12 protein-coding genes are annotated in these 20,537 nt (G+C 68.5%); 4 read left to right on the top strand and 8 right to left on the bottom strand.

The features are described from left to right. Positions 1 to 72: 72 nt before the first annotated feature. The 4 genes from alaS to AC3IPP_RS02385 form a co-directional block, all read right to left on the bottom strand. Entirely contained in the window at positions 73 to 2,718 is a 2,646-nt protein-coding gene (alaS, locus tag AC3IPP_RS02370; protein WP_489150211.1) for an alanine--tRNA ligase, read from the bottom strand. 132 nt (positions 2,719 to 2,850) lie between these two features. Continuing rightward, positions 2,851 to 3,336: a ribonuclease E activity regulator RraA gene (rraA, locus tag AC3IPP_RS02375; RefSeq protein ID WP_489150212.1), complete on the bottom strand. Its 486-nt coding sequence runs from the start codon at positions 3,334 to 3,336 to the stop codon at positions 2,851 to 2,853. Between the two features lie 355 nt (positions 3,337 to 3,691). Further along, the gene (recA, locus tag AC3IPP_RS02380; protein ID WP_489150213.1) at positions 3,692 to 4,771 is read right to left on the bottom strand and encodes a recombinase RecA; all 1,080 of its coding nucleotides are present in this window, start codon (positions 4,769 to 4,771) and stop codon (positions 3,692 to 3,694) included. 169 nt (positions 4,772 to 4,940) lie between these two features. Next, positions 4,941 to 6,470 (bottom strand): CYTH and CHAD domain-containing protein, encoded by a 1,530-nt coding sequence (locus AC3IPP_RS02385; protein WP_489150214.1) that lies wholly within the window; start codon positions 6,468 to 6,470, stop codon positions 4,941 to 4,943. An 80-nt stretch (positions 6,471 to 6,550) separates the two neighbouring features. On the opposite strand from AC3IPP_RS02385, the gene AC3IPP_RS02390 reads away from it, so the two are divergent. Next, positions 6,551 to 8,131: a GNAT family N-acetyltransferase gene (locus AC3IPP_RS02390; protein ID WP_489150215.1), complete on the top strand. Its 1,581-nt coding sequence runs from the start codon at positions 6,551 to 6,553 to the stop codon at positions 8,129 to 8,131. Between the two features lie 264 nt (positions 8,132 to 8,395). Here AC3IPP_RS02390 and AC3IPP_RS02395 read toward each other — a convergent pair whose 3' ends face one another. From AC3IPP_RS02395 to AC3IPP_RS02405, 3 genes are all read right to left on the bottom strand, one after another. Beyond that, positions 8,396 to 9,454 carry a CaiB/BaiF CoA transferase family protein gene (locus tag AC3IPP_RS02395; RefSeq protein ID WP_489150216.1) on the bottom strand — a complete coding sequence of 353 codons (1,059 nt, stop codon included), beginning with the start codon at positions 9,452 to 9,454 and terminating at the stop codon, positions 8,396 to 8,398. A gap of 125 nt (positions 9,455 to 9,579) precedes the next feature. Continuing rightward, the gene (gene acs / locus AC3IPP_RS02400; RefSeq protein ID WP_489177458.1) at positions 9,580 to 11,463 is read right to left on the bottom strand and encodes an acetate--CoA ligase; all 1,884 of its coding nucleotides are present in this window, start codon (positions 11,461 to 11,463) and stop codon (positions 9,580 to 9,582) included. 89 nt (positions 11,464 to 11,552) lie between these two features. Next, on the bottom strand, positions 11,553 to 12,905 hold the full coding sequence (locus tag AC3IPP_RS02405; protein WP_489150218.1) for a DcaP family trimeric outer membrane transporter: 1,353 nt from the start codon (positions 12,903 to 12,905) through the stop codon (positions 11,553 to 11,555). Positions 12,906 to 13,087: 182 nt separating this feature from the next. Here AC3IPP_RS02405 and AC3IPP_RS02410 point away from each other — a divergent pair, with 182 nt between their 5' ends. The 3 genes from AC3IPP_RS02410 (at position 13,088) to AC3IPP_RS02420 (ending at position 19,022) form a co-directional block, all read left to right on the top strand. Beyond that, positions 13,088 to 13,702, top strand: coding sequence for a response regulator transcription factor (locus AC3IPP_RS02410; protein WP_087141695.1), 615 nt, complete (start codon positions 13,088 to 13,090; stop codon positions 13,700 to 13,702). A gap of 162 nt (positions 13,703 to 13,864) precedes the next feature. Next, positions 13,865 to 15,535, top strand: coding sequence for an MFS transporter (locus AC3IPP_RS02415; RefSeq protein WP_489150219.1), 1,671 nt, complete (start codon positions 13,865 to 13,867; stop codon positions 15,533 to 15,535). A 112-nt stretch (positions 15,536 to 15,647) separates the two neighbouring features. Further along, positions 15,648 to 19,022, top strand: coding sequence for a hybrid sensor histidine kinase/response regulator (locus tag AC3IPP_RS02420; protein ID WP_489150220.1), 3,375 nt, complete (start codon positions 15,648 to 15,650; stop codon positions 19,020 to 19,022). A gap of 3 nt (positions 19,023 to 19,025) precedes the next feature. Here AC3IPP_RS02420 and AC3IPP_RS02425 read toward each other — a convergent pair whose 3' ends face one another. Next, positions 19,026 to 20,471, bottom strand: coding sequence for an NAD-dependent succinate-semialdehyde dehydrogenase (locus AC3IPP_RS02425; protein ID WP_489150221.1), 1,446 nt, complete (start codon positions 20,469 to 20,471; stop codon positions 19,026 to 19,028). Positions 20,472 to 20,537: the final 66 nt, after the last annotated feature.

Raw genomic sequence — 20,537 nt, forward strand, 5'->3', positions numbered from 1 at the left:
CTTTCGCCTTCGCCAATCGCTTCGCTCTTGGAGGCTCAAGCCCTCTCCCATTGGGAGAGGGTAGAGGCAGGATCAGCCCTTCAGCGCGGTGCGGATGGCGTTCAGGCCGTCCTCGGCCTTGGAGCCGTCCGGGGCGCCGCCCTGGGCGAAGTCGGGCTTGCCGCCTGCGCCCTTGCCTCCCATGGCGATGACGGCGTCGCGGGCCAGGTCGGCGGCGTTGACCTTACCCGCCATGTCCGGGGTGACGGCGACGGTGATGGCCGCCTTGCCGTCGGTGACCCCGACCAGGGCGACGACGCCCGAGCCGATCTGCTTCTTGAAGTCCTCGGCCACGCCGCGCAGGCCCTTGCCGTCGACGCCGTCCAGAACGCGGGCGATCAGCTTGATCCCGCCGATCTCTTCGGGCGCGGCATTGGCGCCCGCGCCGCCGCCCAGGGCCAGCTGCTTCTTCAGATCGGCGACCTGCTTCTCCAGCGTCTTGACCGAGGCCTGCAGGCCCTCGACGCGGGCCGGAACCTCGGCGGGTTGGATCTTGAAGCCCTGGGCCAGATGGCGGGCGACGTTGGCCTGATCCAGCAGGAAGCGGCGGGCGGCCTCGCCCGTCAGGGCCTCGACGCGGCGCACGCCGGCGGCCACGCCGCCTTCCGAGACGATCTTGAACAGGGCGATGTCGCCGGTGCGGAAGACGTGAGTGCCGCCGCACAGTTCGACCGAATAGGCGCCCGGACCAGACAGGGCGCGACCGATGGTCAGGACGCGGACTTCATCGCCGTACTTTTCGCCGAACAGGGCCACGGCGCCCGCCGCGATGGCGGCGTCGGGCGTCATCAGTTCGGTGGTGACTGTGACGTTCTGGCGGATGACGGCGTTCACCTCGTCCTCGACGCGGGCGATCTCCTCGTCCGTCATCGGGGCGTTGTGGCTGAAGTCGAAGCGCATGCGCTCGGCGTCGACCATCTGGCCCTTCTGGGCGACGTGGGCGCCCAGCACGTTCTTGACGGCGGCGTGGAACAGGTGGGCGGCGGAGTGGTTGGCGCGGGTGGTCGGGCGTGAGCCTTCCGCGACCGTGGCGGTCACGACTGCGCCGGTCGCCAGCGAGCCCTTGGTCACTTCCAGCGTGTGAACGTGCAGGTCGCCGCCGTGCTTCTTGGTGTCGAGAACGCGGCCTTCGCCGCCGCTCCAGACGAAGGCGCCCTTGTCGCCCGCCTGACCGCCGCCTTCGCCGTAGAAGGGGGTCTTGTCCAGCAGGACCTCGACCGTTTCGCCGGTCGCGGCGGACGGGCTTTCCGCGCCGTCCCTGACGATGGCCAGAACCTTGCCTTCGCCGGTCTCGGACTCATAGCCGGTGAACGCGGTGCCGCCGTGCTGGTCGCGCAGGGCCAGCCAGGCGCCGGCCGAGGCCGTCTGGCCCGAGCCCTTCCAGTGCTCGCGCGAGCGGTCGCGTTGCTCGGCCATGGCGGATTCGAAGCCGTCGACGTTGACGCTGAAGCCGCGACGGCGGGCCTCGTCCTGCGTCAGGTCCAGCGGGAAGCCGTAGGTGTCGTACAGGGTGAAGGCCGTCTGGCCGTCCAGCATGTCGCCGGCCTTGAAGTCGCTGGTCGCCTGATCGAACAGGTTCATGCCGCGACCCAGGGTGGTGCGGAAGCGGATCTCTTCCTGCTTCAGCGTGTCCTCGATGAAGGCCTGGGCGCGGCCCAGTTCCGGATAGGCCTCGCCCATTTCCTGAACCAGCGTCGGCACCAGACGGTGCATCAGCGGGTCCGACGCGCCCAGCAGGTGGGCGTGACGCATGGCGCGGCGCATGATGCGGCGCAGGACATAGCCCCGGCCCTCGTTCGAGGGCGTCACGCCGTCGGCGATCAGGAAGGCGGTCGAGCGCAGGTGGTCGGCGATGACGCGGTGCGACGGGGCGCGCTCGCCCTCGGCCTTGGTCGAGGTCAGCTCTTCCGAGGCGTGGATCAGGCTCTTGAACAGATCGACGTCATAGTTGGAGTGGACGCCCTGCAGCACGGCGGCGATGCGCTCCAGACCCATGCCGGTGTCGACCGACTTCTTGGGCAGTTCGCGAACGATCTCGTCGTTCTCCTTCTCGAACTGCATGAAGACGTTGTTCCAGATCTCGACGAAGCGGTCGCCGTCCTCGTCCGGCGAACCGGGAGGGCCGCCGAAGATGTGGTCGCCGTGGTCGTAGAAGATCTCGGTGCAGGGGCCGCTGGGGCCGCTGTCGCCCATGGCCCAGAAGTTGTCGGCCGTCGGGATGCGGATGATCTTGTCGTCCGAGAAGCCGGTGATCTTCTTCCAGATGTCGAAGGCTTCGTCGTCGGTGTGATAGACGGTGACCAGCAGGCGCTTGGGATCGAGGCCGAACTCCTTGGTCAGCAGGGTCCAGGCGCGCTCGATGGCGTGGTCCTTGAAGTAGTCGCCGAACGAGAAATTGCCCAGCATTTCAAAGAAGGTGTGGTGACGCGCGGTGTAGCCGACATTGTCCAGGTCGTTGTGCTTGCCGCCGGCGCGCACGCATTTCTGCGAGCTGGTGGCGCGCTTGTAGGGCGGGGTGGCGGCGCCGGTGAAGTAGTCCTTGAACGGCACCATGCCCGCGTTGACGAACAGCAGCGTCGGGTCGTTCTGCGGCACGAGCGGAGCCGACTGCACCTTCTCGTGGCCGTCGGCGGCGAAGTAGTCGAGGAAGGTGGAACGGATCTGCTTCAGGCTGGTCATGGGCGTATCGCTCTGGAACTCGGGCGCGCGGGAGGAAGTATCGGAACCGGCGTCATATAGGGATTTTGCGCCGAACGCATCACTGGCGCGTGATCATGCGGTCGGGGCTGCGTTTTTACGGTCGATAGCGCTCTAATCGTGCAGGCGGCGCGACGAGACGATCAGGCCGTCCTCGTCGGCGTAGAGCCAGTCGCCGGGCGTGAAGATGACGCCGCCGAAAGCGGTAGGGATGTCGATCTCGCCGATGGCGTCGCGGTCGGCGCGCAAGGGAATGGTCCCGACGGCTTTGACGCCGATGTCCATGGTGTTGATGACGGCGGTGTCGCGCACGGCCCCGTGGACGACGATCCCGGCCCAGCCGTTGTCGATGGCCAGCTTCGCCAGATTGTCGCCGACCAGAGCGCGCTTCAGCGAGCCGCCCCCGTTGACCACCAGAACCGCGCCCTGACCGGATCGCTCCAGCGTCTGACGGACCAGGGCGTTGTCGTCCAGCACGCTGAGGGTGCGGATCGGGCCGTGGAAGGTCGTGACCTGGCCAAAGCTGCGGAAGGGAGTCTGGCAGACCTTCACCGCGTCAGGATGGGCGTCGCAGAGGTCGGCGGTGGCGATGACGGTCATGGGGAGGCTCCGTGGGTTCGGGGGGACTCTGCCCGTAGGCGCCGAGGGGGAACAAGGCCGTTGGGCCGAGAAACGCGTTTGACGGGCGTCTCTCAATCTCCGCTCATCCCGGCGGGCGCCGGGATGAGCGGGAGAGGACGGGGCGCAAAAAAAAGAGGCCCGCCCGAAGCAGGTCGGGCGGGCCGGTCTCAGTCCGACCGGCCGCGCGGGGTCGGTAGGCGGGTCGCGCGGCGGCGAACGGAGAAGCTTTGGCCGATCAGGGCGCTGATCTGCCCGCCGTTAAGGCAGAGGGCGGCGCCCGCTGGATCCTCGGGTCAAGCCCGAGGATGACGGCGTTTAGGTGTGACGGGACGGATCAGCCCTCCAGATCTTGGCCCTCGTCAGGCTCGGGGGCGCCCAGCATGTCGTCGGCGATCTTGGCCGTGGACTGACGGACGGCCTTCTCGATGGCGAGGGCCATGTCGGGGTTGTTCTTCAGGAACTCCTTCGCGTTCTCGCGGCCCTGACCGATGCGGGTGGAGTCGTAGGAGAACCAGGAGCCCGACTTCTCGATGATGTTGGCCTTGACCCCCAGGTCGATGATCTCGCCGATCTTGGAGATGCCTTCGCCGTACATGATGTCAAAGATGACCTCGCGGAACGGCGGGGCGACCTTGTTCTTGACCACCTTGACGCGGGTGGTGTTGCCGACGACCTCGTCGCGGTTCTTGATCGCGCCGGTGCGGCGGATGTCGAGGCGTACCGAGGCGTAGAACTTCAGCGCATTGCCGCCCGTCGTCGTTTCCGGCGAGCCGTACATGACGCCGATCTTGTGACGGATCTGGTTGATGAACAGGACGATGCACTTCGACTTGGAGATCGAGGCCGTCAGCTTGCGCAGGGCCTGCGACATCAGGCGGGCCTGAAGGCCGGGCAGGCTGTCGCCCATCTCGCCCTCGATTTCAGCGCGCGGCGTCAGCGCAGCGACCGAGTCGACCACCACGATATCCACGGCGCCCGAGCGCACCAGGGTGTCGACGATCTCCAGCGCCTGTTCGCCCGTGTCGGGCTGCGACACCAGCAGATCGTCCAGGTTGACGCCCAGCTTCTGGGCGTAGACCGGGTCCAGCGCGTGTTCGGCGTCGACGAAGGCGGCCACGCCGCCCTTCTTCTGGACTTCGGCCACGGTGTGCAGGGCCAGGGTCGTCTTGCCCGAGGATTCGGGACCGAACACTTCAATGACCCGACCGACTGGCAGGCCGCCGATGCCCAGCGCCATGTCGAGGCCCAGCGAGCCGGTCGAGACGCTGTCGATCTCGGCCACTACGCCGGCCTTGCCCAATTTCATGACCGAGCCCTTGCCGAAGGCGCGATCGATCTGCGCGATCGCCGCCTCTAGAGCGCGTTGTTTTTCGCCGTCTTCTTTACCCACGAGCTTCAGTGCCGCCTGTGACATTGGTTTTCTCTCCCTTGCCATGATTCCCATCTGACTTCGGGAGAGACCCGCCACGGACCCGCTCCCTCGTTGAGACGGACTATGGACATGGTTTGTTCTTGTTCGCAAGATGTTCTCGTGAACTGAACGAGAACATTTATCGCGATGCGACCGATTTTGTCGTGACTTATCAGCCGCGCCAGAAGGGCCGGGCGCGGGCCAGGCGAGCGAAGGCGCGGTCTGAAGCGGCGTGCAGAATGACGGCGTTCTGTTCGCGGCGGCCGATCAGCCGCCCGGCGGCGAAGGCGATCTCGGGCGAGGTCAGCCGGGCTTCGGCGGGGATGCGGTCGCGCGCCACAGCCAGGTCGTTGAGGGCGCCGAAGGCGTCCTGGACCTGCTCCAGACCTGCGCGGAAACGTCGCTCGCGGCCGGGGCGCTCGAACAGGCCGGCGAAGAACTCGGCCGCATAGCGCAGACGCTTCACCCGGATGCGCAGACGGTGCCGACCTGCGGCGTCCAGTTGGTCGAGGCGGCGGCCGCCGCGCCGTATGCGTCGGTTCAACTGTTGCAAGGCCTCGGCGGCGAATTCGGCGACGGGCCGTTGTCGACGCCAGGCGCGCACCGGGTCGGGATCGGTTCGCCAGGCGCCGATCTCGATCCAGGTCAGGGTCTCGAGCATCAGGGCGGCGTAGCGCGGCGAATCGATCGCCGCCATGGCCCGGCGGTAGGCGCCGCTGCGCGCCGCCAGCAGGCGCAGACCCAAGGGGGCGAGGTCGGGGTCGGGCGTCTCGAGCGCGGCGGGATGGAAGACGTCGCGGATGAAGACGTCCAGGTCGCGGGCGGCGTCGGTCTCATGCGCCAACCATTTCAGCTCGGCGACGACGGGGGCGACGTCTTCGCCCAGCAGGGGAGCGAACACCGACAGGGCGGCGCGCAGGCGGCGTAGACCCACCCGCAGCTGATGCAGGGCTTCGGGCCGCCGAACGCGGCGCAGCAGTTCGGCGTTGGCCGAGACCTGGCCCAGGGCGGCCAGGGCTGTGCGGCGCAAGGCGGCCTCGGCCGACATGGCGCGAGGCAGGGGATCGGCGCGGGCGAAACGGGGCGCGCGCTCCAACCCCTCGGCCAGGCGCCAGCCGCGCTCGGCCTTGCTTTCGAACAGGGGGACCAGGGCGATGTCGGCCGACAGGCGTCGGGCCAGGGCGAACAGGGCCTGGGGCGGGCTGTCCTTCAGCTCCAGCTCCAGCTCGCGCAGGGGCTCGACGCGGTCGCCCGCCGACAGTTCTCCCTCGTCATAGGCGGCCTCGATCACGGCGCCGTCGAAGGCGACCAGCCGGGTGCGGCGGCGCACCGTGCTGGCGAAGCGGGGCGACAGGGCGCGGCGGCGGCCCTTCAGCAGGGCGGCGGCGGGCGTCGTTTTCAGCGTCTTCCAGTCCAGGGCCTCGCTGGGAACCGGCGTCTCCCATTCGGTGCGGTTGAGGATGTCGCCGCCGGTCTGGCCTTTCAGCGTCTGGACGAAGCCACGCCTCGTGGCGCGCACGCGCAGGCCCCAGCCCGCGCGGCGCAGCGCCTGATCCGGCGTGTCGAAATAGACGGAGCGCAGGGTCTGAACGCTGTCCTCGCCCGCCAGGGCCGGATGGGCGGCCAGGCGCGCGGCGGCGCCGGGACCGAGCCGGAACTTGAGTTCGATTTCCTGCGCCATTTCCTGGGCCATGCCGGACATGACGCCATTGTGCGCCTATCCCCGCGCGGGTCCAAGGCGATGAAAATGATCCAACAGCCAAGCTCGCGCGTTAGGGGGACATGACTGATCTTCAGACCGCCCAAATCGTCCAACCCGCCGAGCCGGCCAAGCCCGCCGTCCTGACCATTCGCAACGCCCGCCTGGGCGACGTCGCCGGGATCAACGCCCTGGTGGCGCGGGTCTACAAAGACATGCCGCCCTATACGCCGGGGATGCTGCGCGGCCAGATCGCCACCTATCCCGACGGCCAGTTCGTGGTCGAGTTCGAGGGCGAGATCGTCGGCTACGCCGCCAGCTTCCGCATTGACGAGGCCTCGGCCATGGGACCGCACACCTGGGACCAGATCACCGGCGGCGGCTATGGCGCGCGGCATGATCCGGCGGGCGAGTGGCTGTACGGGATGGAGGTCTGCGTCGATCCGGCGCGGCGGCGCCTGCGCATCGGCCAGCGCCTGTATGATGCGCGCCGTGACCTGTGCGAGGCGCAGAACCTGAAGGGCATCGTCTTCGGCGGACGGATGCCGGGCCTGGCGCGTCGCCGCGCCGCCTATCCCGACCCGAACGCCTATGTGGAGGCGGTGCGCGACCGCAAGGTGAAGGACCCGATCATGGCCTTTCACCAGCGTTCAGGGTTCGAGCCGGCGGGGGTGCTGCTGAACTATCTGCCGTCGGACAAGGCGTCGCTGGGCCATGCGGCGCGCTGGGTCTGGCGCAACCCCTACTATGTCGAGGCGACGGGCAAGGGGGCGGCCTTTGCGGTCAAGGAGACGGTGCGCGTGGCCACCGTCCAACTGCAGATGCGCAAGGTCGAGAGCTTCCAGGAGTTCATGGACAACGTCGAATACTTCGTCGATGTGGGGTCCGACTATCGCGCCGACTTCGTGGTCTTCCCCGAGCTGTTCACGCTGCAGCTTCTGTCGCTGGAGACGAAGAAGCTGACGCCGGCGGAATCGATCGAGGCCCTGACCCGCTACACGCCCCGCTTCGTCGAGGCGATGCGCGAGCTGGCGGTCGGCTACAATGTCAACATCATCGGCGGCTCGCACCCGACGCGGACCGAGGACGGCGAGATCCAGAATGTCGCCTATGTCTTCCTGCGCGACGGCTCGGTGCATGAGCAGGAGAAGATTCACCCGACGCCGAACGAACGCCACTGGTGGAACATCAAGGGCGGCGATCGCGTCCACGCCATCCCGACCGACTGCGGGCCGATCGGGGTGATGATCTGCTACGATTCCGAGTTCCCCGAACTGGCGCGGCGTCTGGCGGACGAGGGGGCGCGCATCCTGTTCACGCCCTTCTGCACCGACAACCGGCAGGGGTATCTGCGGGTGCGCTACTGCTCGCAGGCGCGGGCGATCGAGAACCAGTGCTACGTCGTGCTGTCGGGCAATGTCGGCAACCTGCCGAACGTCGAGAACATGGACATTCAGTGTGCGCAGTCTTGCATCCTGACGCCGTGCGACTTCCCCTTCGCGCGCGACGGGGTGGCGGCTGAGGCCAGCGAGAACGTCGAGACGGTCACGGTGGCGGATCTGGACCTGTCCGACCTGGCCTGGGCCAAGGCGCAGGGAACGGTGCGGAACCTGCGCGACCGCCGGTTCGATCTGTACAAGACGGTGTGGGCGGACGGGGGGTGACCTTACCCCCGCTCATTCCGGCGGGGTGTTTGGCCTGCGTCCCTTAATCTTCCTCGTCATTCTCGGGCTTGTCCCGAGAATCCATAAACGCAGGGCTTGGGCGCGAAGGCGTGGCGTTTCGCCTTCATACGTGCGCGGTTCTGGATCCCCGGCACAAGACCGGGGATGACGGGATGGGGGTAGGGGCAGGCCTATTCACGCTGCGTTTGAGGCCAAAGCACTGGGCCCCGGCGTCCGCCGGGGTGAGCGGATTTTGTAGGGCGCCTATTCCGGCCGCCGCGCCGGGCTGTCCCGGAACCTCGGCGCGGGCGCGGGCTGCACCAGGCCCTGCGCCGTGACGAAGGCCTCGCGCGCTTGGTTGTGCGGATGGTCGGGCGCCTCGGTCATGGATAGGACGGGGGCGACGCAGGCGGCCTGGGCGTCGGGGTCGCTGCACCAGTCGTCGCGGGTGCGGGTGCGGAAGACTGCGGCCAGCTTGTCCTTCAGCCTCGGCCATTGGACCGGATCGAACGGCATGGCGAAGTCGGGATCGCCGGCCAGCCCCGTCAGCCGCATCAAGGCGATGTAAAAGGCCGGTTCGATGGCGCCCACGGCGACGTATTTGCCGTCCTGCGTCTCATAGACCTCGTAAAACGGCGCGCCGGTGTCGAGCAGGTTGACGCCCCGCTCGTCGCGCCAGGCCAGGCTCGGCGGCAGGGGCGCGGGCATATTCTGGCGGAAGCCCCAGATCATGCTCATCAACAGCGAAGAGCCGTCGGTCATGGCGCAGTCGATGACGTCGCCGCGCCCTGTGCGCTGGGCCTTCAGCAGACCCGCGACCATGCCGAAGGCCAGCAGCATGCCGCCGCCGCCGAAGTCGCCGACCATGTTGATCGGCGGGGTTGGCTTCTCGCCCGCCCGGCCGAAGGCGTGCAGGGCGCCCGATACGGCGATGTAGTCGATGTCGTGACCCGGCGCCGGGGCCAGCGGCCCATCCTGGCCCCAGCCGGTCATGCGGCCGTAGACGAGGCGCGGATTGTCGGCCAGCAGCGCGTCAGGGCCGAGGCCGAGACGCTCCATCACGCCGGGGCGGAAGCCCTCGATCAGGCCGTCGGCGGTGCGCGCCAGATCGCGGATCAGGGCGGTGCCCTCGGGCGTCTTCAGGTCAGCCTCGACCAGTCGGGCGCGGCTGCGGTTCAGGGGATCGCGCGGATCAGGCGCGGCGCCGGGACGGTGGACCAGCACCACCTCGGCCCCATGATCGGCCAGCATCATGCCGCAGAAGGGGGCGGGGCCGATGCCGCCGATTTCGATGATGGTCAGGCCGTCGAGGGTTCCGCTCATGCCGGCCACTGAAGCCGAGGCGGGCGGCCCCGTCCAGCTTGCGCTGTCCGAGGCCGCCTCTTCGGGGGGAGCTGAATGATGTACCCGCTCACCCCGGCGGACGCCGGGATGAGCGGGTATAGAAGTTATGCCGCCCGGTTCTTCACCAGATCATCGACCACCGATGGATCGGCCAGCGTCGAGGTGTCGCCCAGCGCGCCCAGTTCGTTCTCGGCGATCTTGCGCAGGATGCGCCGCATGATCTTGCCGGAACGCGTCTTGGGCAGGCCCGGCGCCCACTGGATGACGTCGGGGGCGGCGATAGGGCCGATCTCCTCGCGAACCTGGGCGACCAGGGCCTTGCGCAGGTCTTCGGTGGCCTCGACCCCTTTGTTCAGGGTGACATAGGCGTAGATGCCCTGGCCCTTGATGTCGTGGGGGAAGCCGACGACGGCGGCCTCGGCCACGTCGTCGTGCAGGACAAGCGCGCTCTCGACCTCGGCGGTGCCCATGCGGTGGCCCGAGACGTTGATGACGTCATCGACCCGGCCGGTGATCCAGTAATAGCCGTCCGCGTCGCGGCGGCAGCCGTCGCCGGTGAAATACCGGCCCGGATAGGTCGAGAAATAGGTCTCGAAGAAGCGTTGGTCGTCGCCATAGACCGTCCGCATCTGGCCCGGCCAGCTGTCGGTGATGCACAGATTGCCCTCGGTCGCGCCGTCCAGCACTGCGCCCTCGGCGTCGACGATTTCAAGCTCGACGCCGGGCAGGGGCTTCGTCGCCGAGCCGGGCTTAAGGTCGGTCGCGCCGGGCAGGGGCGAGATCAGGGCGCCGCCCGTCTCGGTCTGCCACCAGGTGTCGACGATGGGCAGGCGGCCTTCGCCGACGACCTCATGATACCAGCGCCAGGCCTCGGGGTTGATCGGCTCGCCGACCGTGCCCAGCAGGCGCAGGGACTTGCGGCTGGACGTTTTCACCGGGGCGTCGCCGTCTCGCATCAGGGCGCGCAGGGCCGTGGGGGCGGTGTAGAAGATGTTGACCTGATGCTTGTCCACCACCTCCCAGAAGCGGCTGACGGTGGGATAGTTGGGCACGCCCTCGAACATCAGGGTCGTCGCCGCATTGGCCAGGGCGCCATAGACGACATAGGTGTGGCCCGTGACCCAGCCCACGTCGGCGGTGCACCAGAAGACCTCGCCGGGACGGTAGTCGAACACCAGCTCATGCGTATAGCTGGCCCAGAACAGATAGCCGCCGGTGGTGTGCAGCACGCCCTTGGGCTTTCCGGTCGAGCCGGAGGTGTAGAGGATGAACAGCGGGTCTTCGGCCTTCATCGGCTCGGGCGCGCAGTCGGGCGAGGCCTTGTCCGTCTCGACGCCCCAGTCCAGATCGCGGCCCTCGACGAACGGCACGTCCGCGCCGGTGTGGCGCAGGACGACGACGGTCTTCACGCCTGAGACCTTTTCCAGCGCCTTGTCGACATTGGCCTTCAGCGGCACGCGCTTGCCGGCGCGGCAGCCTTCGTCGGCGGTGATGACGAAGGTCGATTCACAGTCCTCGATCCGTCCGGCGATGCTGTCGGGCGAGAAGCCGCCGAAGATGACCGAATGCACCGCGCCGATGCGGGCGCAGGCCAGCATGGCGTAGGCCGCCTCGGGGATCATCGGCAGATAGATGGTGACGCGGTCGCCCTTCTTGACGCCGTTGGCCTTCAACACATTGGCCAGACGGCAGACGCGGTCGTGAAGCTGGCCGAAGGTGACGGCTTCGCTGTCAGTCGGTTCGTCGCCTTCCCACAGGATGGCGATCTCGTCCTTGCGGGCGGGCAGGTGGCGGTCGATGCAGTTGACCGAGGCGTTCAACACCCCGTCCTCGAACCAGCGGATGCGGAAGTCTTCCTTCTTGAAGGACACGTCCTTGATCTTGGTCGGGAAGGTCATCCAGTCGAGACGTTCGGCCTGTTCGGCCCAGAAGGCCTCGGGGGTCTCGCGCGCCTGCATCCGGGCCGCTTCATAGCCGGCGCGGTCCATGTGGGCGCGGGCGGCCAGTTCGGCGGGGACGGGATAGATTTCCGGATCAGACACGCGATTTTCCTCCAGGGTCTTTTTCTTTTTCGGCCTTAGAAGCCGTATTTGGCGAACAGGATCAGACGGGTCATGTCGCCGTCCAGTCCTGACTCGAGTTTGCGGTCAGCGAACATCACCTCGGCGCCCACATCAAACGCCGCAACCGGCGACCAGATCAGATTGGCGTGAAGGCTCTGGGCCGAACGGTTGGCGCCGGTTCCGGTCAGGGCTGTGTCGTTGTCGACCTTCTGCGTCGACCAGATCAGGCTGGAGCGCCAGCCCGGCGCCCAGACGTGGCGATAGGCGGCGAAGCCCGCGATCACGCCGATGGCCTCCAGATCGCCCGAGGCGTCCAACACGGCGTCGTTGGAGAAGTTCAGCCCGACATAACGGTCGATGCCTTCGCCGCCCGTCAGCATCAGGCGGATGTCGTCCTGCGCCCCGACCTTGAACTTGGCCGAGGCCGACAGGCCCCAGCCCGTGGCGGTGGAATCGATGTTCGTCGCCGGGTTCTGGTACTTCAGCTGGCGCACCAGGCCAGACAGCTGCACGTCGCCCCACGGACGGCTCAGGCCATAGCGGGCGGTCAGGTCGGGCAGGCTGTTGTCGTCGGCGATGATCCGCGCGCCGCCGCCGAAGGGGGTGACGGTGGTCTCGGGGTTCTCCAGCGCGATGGAGAAGGGGCCGCGCGTATAGCGGACCTGGGCCTGACGGGCGAAGACCGTGCCTTCGGCCGCGCCGACGAAGTCCGCCGATTCCGGCAGGACGGCGGTGTTCTGGAAGTTGGTCCACTCTTGACCGATCAACCAGTTGTCGATGGTGACGAAGGCGCGGCGCAGGGCGGGGTTCGAGCCGCTGGTCGTGCGCTGGTCGCCCGAGCCGGGTAGGGTCTGGAAGTCCATCTCCAGACGGGTGCCGATCTTGTGGCCGCCGACCATGCCGTCGGTGGTCAGCCAGAAACGGGTCTGGCGGGCGTTGAAGTCGGTCGCCACGTCCTCGCTGTCGCCGCCGACGGGGATGGCGCCGGGCAGGTGATAGTCGCGCAGAGGGTCGCCGTTGGCCGGGTCGCCGCCGGAATATTTCGACGCCGTGAAGTCGGTCTTGATGAAGCCGCCGAACTTCACCGTGTGGTCGCCGATGCGGAAGCCTTCCTCGCGCGGGGCGGCGGAGACGGGCGTCGGCGCGGGCGCCGAGGCTGGGCGCGTCTCCAGGCGGATGATGTCCTGGGCCTGCGACGCCTGTTGCGTTCGCGCGGCGACGACTTCGGATTTCAGACTGTTCAGCTCGGCTTCGAGCTGGGCGATGCGGGCTTCCAGAGCGGCGCTGGCGTCCTGAGCCAGTGCTGCGCCGGGCGCGAGCAGCAGCGCGGCCGCAGCCACGCCGCCGAACAAACGGCAGCTTCCCATGCGTGGTCCTCCCAGACCGTTGTTCCGGACCCGTCTGTCGCAGGCCTCAGAACGGCAGCATTCCGCGCGCTCCGGGTTTGCGGCCATTAGCCATTCGTCTAGTTTCGACCAAAGTCGAGGCGCGGCATGGTGTCGTCGCGACGCGGCCGACGAAACAAGAACCGCGCGTGGGAAGGACACTCATGGATCGCATCGTCGTCGCCGACGACCACCCCTTGTTTCGGGCGGCCCTGAAGTCGGCTGTCGAAAAGGCGTCCGAAGGCGCCCAGATCGTCGAATGCGCCAGCTTGGCCGAGGCTCAGGCCGCTCTGGGCGCGGGGCCGGTGGACCTGCTGCTGCTGGACCTGAAGCTGTCGGATGTGGACGGCATGACGGGCCTGACCCTGATCCGCGCCGATCATCCGGCCGTCCCGGTCGCCGTCGTTTCGGCCAGCGAGGAGGCGCCGACCATCCGCCGCGCCCTGGCGCTGGGGGCGGCGGGCTTCATCCCCAAATCGGCGGCGTTGCCCGAAATGGTCGAGGCCATCCAGGCCATTCTCGAAGGCGAGACCTGGGCGCCTGAGGTCGAGGCGGCGAGCGAGGACGAGGTCGATCTGCAGGCGCGCATCGCCAGCCTGACGCCGTCGCAGCTGCGCATTCTGGAAGGGTTGAAGATCGGGCGGCTGAACAAGCAGATCGCCTTCGACCTTGGCGTCACTGAGGCCACCATCAAGGCGCATCTGACCAGCGTCTTCCGCAAGCTGGGCGTCCAGAACCGGACCCAGGCGGTGATCCTGGCGCAGTCGCTGGAGCTCTGACGCTCTTTATTCGATAGGAAGCGGGCGGCCATTATTCGACCAAGGTCGCTCTGCGCAAACCACCGTTCCTGCTGTCACTCTCCCTTCCGACGCTCGGCGCAAAGCACGTCGGGCGCGAGGGAAACGCGCCGCACATCGCGGCCGCACAGGAAGGGACTGCCCATGACCGACCGCACCATGGGTGCGGCGGACGGCGGCGAGCACACGGTCGACAAGAACGACCGGCTGGTGATTCTCGCCTCCTCCGTCGGCACCGTCATCGAATGGTACGACTTCTATCTTTACGGCTCGCTGGCCGCGATCATCTCCGCCCAGTTCTTCTCGGGCGTGAACGAGACCACCGGCTTCATCTTCGCCCTGATGGCCTTCGCCGCCGGTTTCGCCGTGCGTCCGTTCGGGGCCATCGTCTTCGGACGCATGGGCGACCTGTGGGGGCGCAAGAACACCTTCCTGGTGACCATGCTGCTAATGGGCATTTCGACCTTCGTCGTCGGCCTGCTGCCGCCCTATGCCGCCATCGGCATCGCCGCCCCGATCATCCTTGTGCTGATGCGCCTGATCCAGGGCCTGGCGCTGGGCGGGGAATACGGCGGCGCCGCCACCTACGTCGCCGAGCACGCCCCGCACGGCAAGCGCGGCTTCTACACCTCCTTCATCCAGATCACCGCCACTGTGGGCCTGTTGCTCAGCCTGATGGTGATCCTGGGCGTGCGCTTCGCCGTGGGCGAGGAAGCCTTCGTCGAGTGGGGCTGGCGCATTCCCTTCCTGGTGTCGATCCTGCTGCTGGGCGTGTCCCTGTGGATCCGTCTGAAGCTGTCGGAGAGCCCGGCGTTCAAGCGCATGAAGGCTGAAGGCAAGGGCTCGACCACGCCTCTGAAGGACAGCTTCCTGAAGTGGCCGAACCTGAAGCTGGTGCTGATCGCCCTGTTCGGCCTGGCGGCCGGTCAGGCCGTAGTCTGGTACACGGGTCAGTTCTACGCCCTGTTCTTCCTCGAGAAGACGCTGAAGGTCGATCCGGCTCTGGCTAACATCCTGATCGCCGCCGCCCTGGCGCTGGCGACGCCCTTCTTCGTCTTCTTCGGCTGGCTGTCGGACAAGATCGGGCGCAAGCCGATCATCCTGGTCGGCTGCCTGCTGGCGGCCCTGACCTACTTCCCGCTGTTCAACGCCCTGACCGGCGCCGCCAACCCGCGCCTGGCCGCCGCCGTGGCGGAGTCGCCGGTGACCGTCTACGCCGATCCGGCCGACTGCCACTTCCAGTTCGACCCCGTGGGCAAGACCGTCTTCAACAGCTCGTGCGATCTCGCCAAGACCCATCTGGCCAAGGCGGGCGTCACCTACATCAACGAAGCCGCCCCGGCCGGAACCGTGGCCCAGGTGCGCATCGGCGATCAGGTGGTCGACAGCTTCAACGGCAAGACCATGCCCAAGGCCGACTTCGACGCCCAGAAGAAGACCTGGGACGCCGGCCTGACCGCCGCCCTGACCGAGGCCGGATACCCGGCCAAGGCCGACAGCGCCCTGGTCAACAAGCCCATGGTGATCGGCATCCTGTTCCTGCTGGTGCTGTATGTGACCATGGTCTACGGCCCGATCGCCGCCGCCCTGGTCGAAATGTTCCCGACCAAGGTGCGCTACACCTCCATGTCGCTGCCCTATCACATCGGCAACGGCTGGTTCGGCGGCTTCCTGCCGACCACGGCCTTCGCCATGGTCGCCGCCACGGGCAACATCTACTACGGCCTCTGGTACCCCATCGCCATCGCCGTCCTGACCCTGATCGTCGGCGTCCTCTTCGTGAAGGAAGGCAAGGACGTGGATATCCACGACTGATCGGGCGGCCTCGTAACAACTGACTTTCGCCAACCTGCGGGCGGTCCGGCTTCGGCCAGGCCGCCCTCTTTTTCACTTGCCCGCGTGATCGCGCCCGGCCCAGATGACGCCCATGTTCAGCCTCGCCACCCTGGCCCTGACGGCCTTCTACATGGCCGCCCTGTTCGGCATCGCCTGGTGGTACGAGCGGCCGCAGATCAAGGCGCGGCGCGGGATGCTGGGGCCGTCGCTGTACGCCCTGTCGCTGGCCATCTACTGCACCTCCTGGACCTATTACGGGGCGGTGGGCACCGCCGCGCGCGACGGATGGGAGTATCTGCCCATCTATGGCGGTCCGATCCTGGGGCTGACCCTGCTGCTGCCGCTGTGGCGGCGCATCGCCTCGGCCGCCCGGCGCGAGAACGTCGGCTCGATGGCCGACTTCATCTCGTCGCGCTACGGCAAGAGCCCGGCGCTGGGCGCGGCGGTGGCGGGCGTCGCCATCCTGGGCTCGGTCCCCTACATCGCGCTTCAGCTCAAGTCGCTGTCGATGGCGGGCGAGATGATCACGGCGGGCACCCCGGTCGCCGGGTCCGAGAGCCTGACCGTCCTGGTCATGGCGGCGGTTCTGGCGGGGTTCGCCATCCTGTTCGGCGCGCGAAGGCCCGACCTGACCGAGCACAACCGCGGTCTGATCCAGGCCATCGGCATTGAGTCCATCGTCAAGCTGGCCGCCCTGCTGGCTGTCGCCGTCTTCGCCGTCGTTCTGCTGGCCGCCTCGCCGTCGCGTCAGGCCGTGACCGACAGCCTGGGCCAGTTGGGCGGCTGGCCGCATATCGACGCCCGCTTCATGGCCATCACCCTGGTGGCGACCCTGGCCATCTTCTGCCTGCCGCGCCAGTTCCACGTCGCCTTCGTCGAGGGCGGCGATCCGGCCCAGGTGCGCCGCGCACGTTGGATATTCCCGCTGTATCTGATCCTGACCACGCTGGCGGTCCTGCCGCTGGTGGCGGCGGGCGGGCTGTTCCGGCCCGAGACCAACCCCGACCTGCTGGTGCTGGCCCTGCCGTTCGGCGCCGGGCAGAGCCTGCTGACCGCCGTGGTCTTCGTCGGCGGCTTCTCGGCCGCCACCGCCATGGTCATCGTCGAGGCCGTGGCCCTGTCGGCCATGGTGTCCAACAACCTGGTCCTGCCGTTGATGGGGGCGGGGCGGCGGCGCGGCGCGGTCCAGCCGGACATGGCGCGGACCCTGCTGAACATCCGCCGTCTGGCCATCGTCGGCTTGCTGCTGCTGGCCTGGCTCTATTATCTGGCGATGGACCGTTCCAGCGGACTAGCGGCCATCGGCCTGGTGTCCTTCGCCGCCCTGGCCCAGTTGGCGCCGTCGCTGTTCGGGGCGGTGCTGTGGCGCGGCGGACGGGCCAGCGGGGCGCTGGCGGGACTGGCGGCGGGGATGGCGGTCTGGGCGGTCATGCTGGCCGCGCCGCAATTGGCGCCCGGCTTCGGCCTGAACGTTCCCGCCATGCTTGGGCTGGAAGACCCGTTCGCGGCGGGGGTCTTCCTCAGCCTGTCGCTGAACCTCGGCGTCTTCATCCTGGTGTCGCGGGCGCGGCCGCCGCGCCTGATCGACCGGGTGCAGGCCCGCGCCTTCGTCGACCGGCTCGGCCCCGACTGGATGGAGGGGCGCGGCGGCTCGGCCGGGGCCTCGGTCGGCGACCTGCGCGCCCTGGTCGCCCGCTTCATCGGCGACGAGCGGGCCGAGCGGGCCTTCGCCGCCTGGGCGCGCGAAACCGATGTCAGACTGAAGGACGCCGACCCGGCCGACGCGACCCTGGCCCGCGCGGCCGAGCGGATGCTGGCGGGGGCCGTCGGCGCCGCCGCCGCCCGCCGCGTTCTGGCCGCCGCGCTGGCCGCCGGAGGCCGCGCGCCCGAGGACGTGGTGCGGATGCTCGACGAGGCGTCGCAGGCCGTCCAGTTCAACCGCGACCTGTTGCAGACCACGCTGGACAACATCGATCAGGGCGTCAGCGTCGTCGACGAAGACCTGCGCCTGACCGCCTGGAATCGCCGCTATGTCGAGATGTTCGGCCTGCCCGCCGGCTTCGTCCACGTCGGCCTGCCCATCGCCGCCGTCTATCGCCTGAACGCCGAGCGCGGCGAGGCGGGCGTGCCGGATCACGAGATCGACGGCTGGGTCGAACGGCGGCTGGAGGCTCTGGCCCGCCGCATCCCCCACGACCACGAGCGCGAACAGCCCGACGGCCGCATCCTGCGCTCGTCCGGCGCGCCCATCCCCGGCGGCGGCTACGCCACCAGCTACACCGACATCACCGCCCTGCGCCGCGCCGCGCGCGAGCTGGAAGAGGCCAACGAACGGCTGGAGGCCCGCGTCGCCGACCGCACCGAACGGCTGGAGGAGGCCCGCCGCACGGCCGAGGACGCCACCGCCTCCAAGACCCGCTTCCTGGCCGCCGCCAGCCATGACCTGCTGCAACCGCTGCACGCCGCGCGCCTGTTCATCGCCGCCTTGCGGGAAGACGCCGATCTGGCCGGATCGCCCGCGCGCGGCCTGGCGACCAACGCCGACCGCGCCATCGACAGCGCCCACCGCCTGCTGACCGCCCTTCTGAACCTGTCCAAGCTGGAGGCGGGCGGCGTCCAGCCCGCCGTGGCGCCGCTGGCGCTCGGCGGCCTGTTCGACGAACTGGCGCGAGAGTTCGCCCCGGTCGCCCGCGCCAAGGGGCTGACCTTGAAGGTGGCGTCATCGAGTCTGTGGATCGCATCGGACCGCGACCTGCTGCGCTCCATGCTGCAAAATCTGGTCGGCAACGCCATCCGCTACACCGACCGGGGCCGAGTGCTGATCGGCGCCCGGCGTGACGGCGAGCGGGTGCAGATTCTGGTCAGCGACACCGGACGCGGCATCGCCGAGGCTGACCGCCAGGCCGTGTTCGGCGAGTTCGTGCGCCTGCCCGGCGCCCCGGTGGACGAACCAGGCGCCGGCCTAGGCCTGGCCATCGTGCAGAAGCTGTCGGACCTGCTGGGCCATCCCTTATCCCTGGCCTCGCGCGTCGGACGCGGCACGACCTTCCGCGTGGCTGTCCCCCGCGCCGCCGCCCGGCCCGAGCCGGAGGTCGCGACCGACGACCGCCGCTTGCCGCTGGCGGGCCTGCGGGTGCTGTGCGTGGACAATGAGCCCGCTATCCTGGACGCCCTGACGGCCCTGCTGGATCGCTGGGGCGCGCAGGCTGTGACGGCGCGCTCGGTGGCGGCCGCGCGGGCGGCCGCGGGGCCGTTCGACGCGGCCCTGGTCGATCTGCATCTGGGCGATGACGAGCCGGACGGCCTCGCCGCCGTGGATTTCCTGCGCGCCCGAGGGGTTCGGCGCATCGCCCTGGTCACCGCCGACACCCGCGACGGACTGAAGGAGCAAGCGGCGGCTGCGGGCGCCATCCTGCTGCCCAAGCCGGTCAAGCCGGCGGCGTTGAAGGCGTTCCTGAGAAGCTGAGGCTTACAGGCCCATGCAGAGGTATTTGATCTCCAGATAGTCCTCGATGCCGTGGCTGGAGCCTTCGCGGCCGAGGCCGGATTGCTTGATGCCGCCGAAGGGGGCGACCTCGGTGGAGATCAGGCCGGTGTTGATGCCGATCATCCCCGTCTCCATCGCCTCGGCCACGCGCCAGACGCGGCTCAGGTCGCGAGCGTAGAAATAGCCCGCCAGACCGAAGATGGTGTCGTTGGCCAGCGCAATGCCTTCCTCTTCGGTCTCGAAGCGGACGACGCCGGAGACGGGGCCGAAGGTCTCTTCGCGGCACATCTTCATGTCCTGGGTCACGCCCGACAGGACGGTCGGCTGGAAGAAGGTCATGCCCAGCTCATGGCGGGCGCCGCCGGTCAGCAGGGTCGCCCCCTTGGACAGGGCGTCGGCGACGTGTTCCTCGACCTTCTTCACCGCCTTCTCGTCGATCAGGGGGCCGATCTGGACGCCGTCGTCCAGGCCGTTTCCGACCTTCAGCGCCTCGCTCGCCTTGGTCAGCTTGGCGACGAACTCGTCGTGGACGGCGGCCTGGACATAGAAGCGGTTGGTGCAGACGCAGGTCTGGCCCGCGTTACGGTATTTCGAGGCCACCGCCCCCGCCACGGCGGCGTCCACGTCGGCGTCGTCGAAGACCAGGAAGGGGGCGTTTCCGCCTAGCTCCAGGCTCATCTTCTTGATGGTGTCCGACGACTGCTTCATCAGCAGGCGGCCGATTTCGGTCGAGCCGGTGAAGCTGATCTTGCGCACCGCTTCATTGGACGTCAGCTCGCCGCCGATGGCCGAGGCCGAGCCGGTGACGACGTTGAACAGACCGGGCGGCAGGCCCGCTTCTTCCGCCAGAACGGCCAGCGCCAGCGCCGTCAACGGCGTCTGGCTGGCCGGTTTCAGCACCACGGCGCAGCCGGCGGCCAGGGCCGGGCCGACCTTGCGGGTGATCATGGCGGCGGGGAAGTTCCACGGCGTGATGGCCCCCACCACCCCGACCGGCTGGCGCAGGGTTACGAGGCGTTTGGCGGCGTCGTAGGTCGGAATGACCTCGCCATAGGTGCGTTTGCCCTCTTCGGCGAACCACTCGATGAAGCTGGCGGCGTAGGCGATCTCGCCCTTGGCCTCGGTCAGGCTCTTGCCCTGCTCGCGGGTCAGCAGGCGGCCCAGCGCCTCCTGCTCGCTCATCATCAGGTCGAACCAGCGGCGCAGGGTGCGGGCCCGCTCACCCGCCGTCTTCGCGGCCCAGCGCTTCATCGCGGCCCCGGCGGCGGCGACGGCGCGGCGGGTCTCAAGGGCGCCCATGTCGGGAACCGTCGCCAGCACCTCGCCGGTCGCGGGGTTGGTCACGTCGATCGTCCCGCCGCCGTCGGCGTCGATCCAGCGGCCGTCGACATAGGCCTGATGGCGCAGCAGGCGGGCGGGGTCGGGCATGGGGCGGCTCCTTGGCGCGGTCGGGGGACCGACATAACGCGCCGCAAGGGCGGCGGCTGCAAGGAA

The sequence above is a fragment of the Brevundimonas sp. KH_060 genome, from assembly GCF_057838275.1.

Excerpts from the sequence above, each read along its gene's own strand:
- alaS (WP_489150211.1), bottom strand. The coding sequence starts at position 2,718 with ATGACCAGCCTGAAGCAGATCCGTTCCACCTTCCTCGACTACTTCGCC.
- rraA (WP_489150212.1), bottom strand. The coding sequence starts at position 3,336 with ATGACCGTCATCGCCACCGCCGACCTCTGCGACGCCCATCCTGACGCG.
- recA (WP_489150213.1), bottom strand. The coding sequence starts at position 4,771 with ATGTCACAGGCGGCACTGAAGCTCGTGGGTAAAGAAGACGGCGAAAAA.
- AC3IPP_RS02385 (WP_489150214.1), bottom strand. The coding sequence starts at position 6,470 with ATGTCCGGCATGGCCCAGGAAATGGCGCAGGAAATCGAACTCAAGTTC.
- AC3IPP_RS02390 (WP_489150215.1), top strand. The coding sequence starts at position 6,551 with ATGACTGATCTTCAGACCGCCCAAATCGTCCAACCCGCCGAGCCGGCC.
- AC3IPP_RS02395 (WP_489150216.1), bottom strand. The coding sequence starts at position 9,454 with ATGAGCGGAACCCTCGACGGCCTGACCATCATCGAAATCGGCGGCATC.
- acs (WP_489177458.1), bottom strand. The coding sequence starts at position 11,463 with ATGGACCGCGCCGGCTATGAAGCGGCCCGGATGCAGGCGCGCGAGACC.
- AC3IPP_RS02405 (WP_489150218.1), bottom strand. The coding sequence starts at position 12,905 with ATGGGAAGCTGCCGTTTGTTCGGCGGCGTGGCTGCGGCCGCGCTGCTG.
- AC3IPP_RS02410 (WP_087141695.1), top strand. The coding sequence starts at position 13,088 with ATGGATCGCATCGTCGTCGCCGACGACCACCCCTTGTTTCGGGCGGCC.
- AC3IPP_RS02415 (WP_489150219.1), top strand. The coding sequence starts at position 13,865 with ATGACCGACCGCACCATGGGTGCGGCGGACGGCGGCGAGCACACGGTC.
- AC3IPP_RS02420 (WP_489150220.1), top strand. The coding sequence starts at position 15,648 with ATGTTCAGCCTCGCCACCCTGGCCCTGACGGCCTTCTACATGGCCGCC.
- AC3IPP_RS02425 (WP_489150221.1), bottom strand. The coding sequence starts at position 20,471 with ATGCCCGACCCCGCCCGCCTGCTGCGCCATCAGGCCTATGTCGACGGC.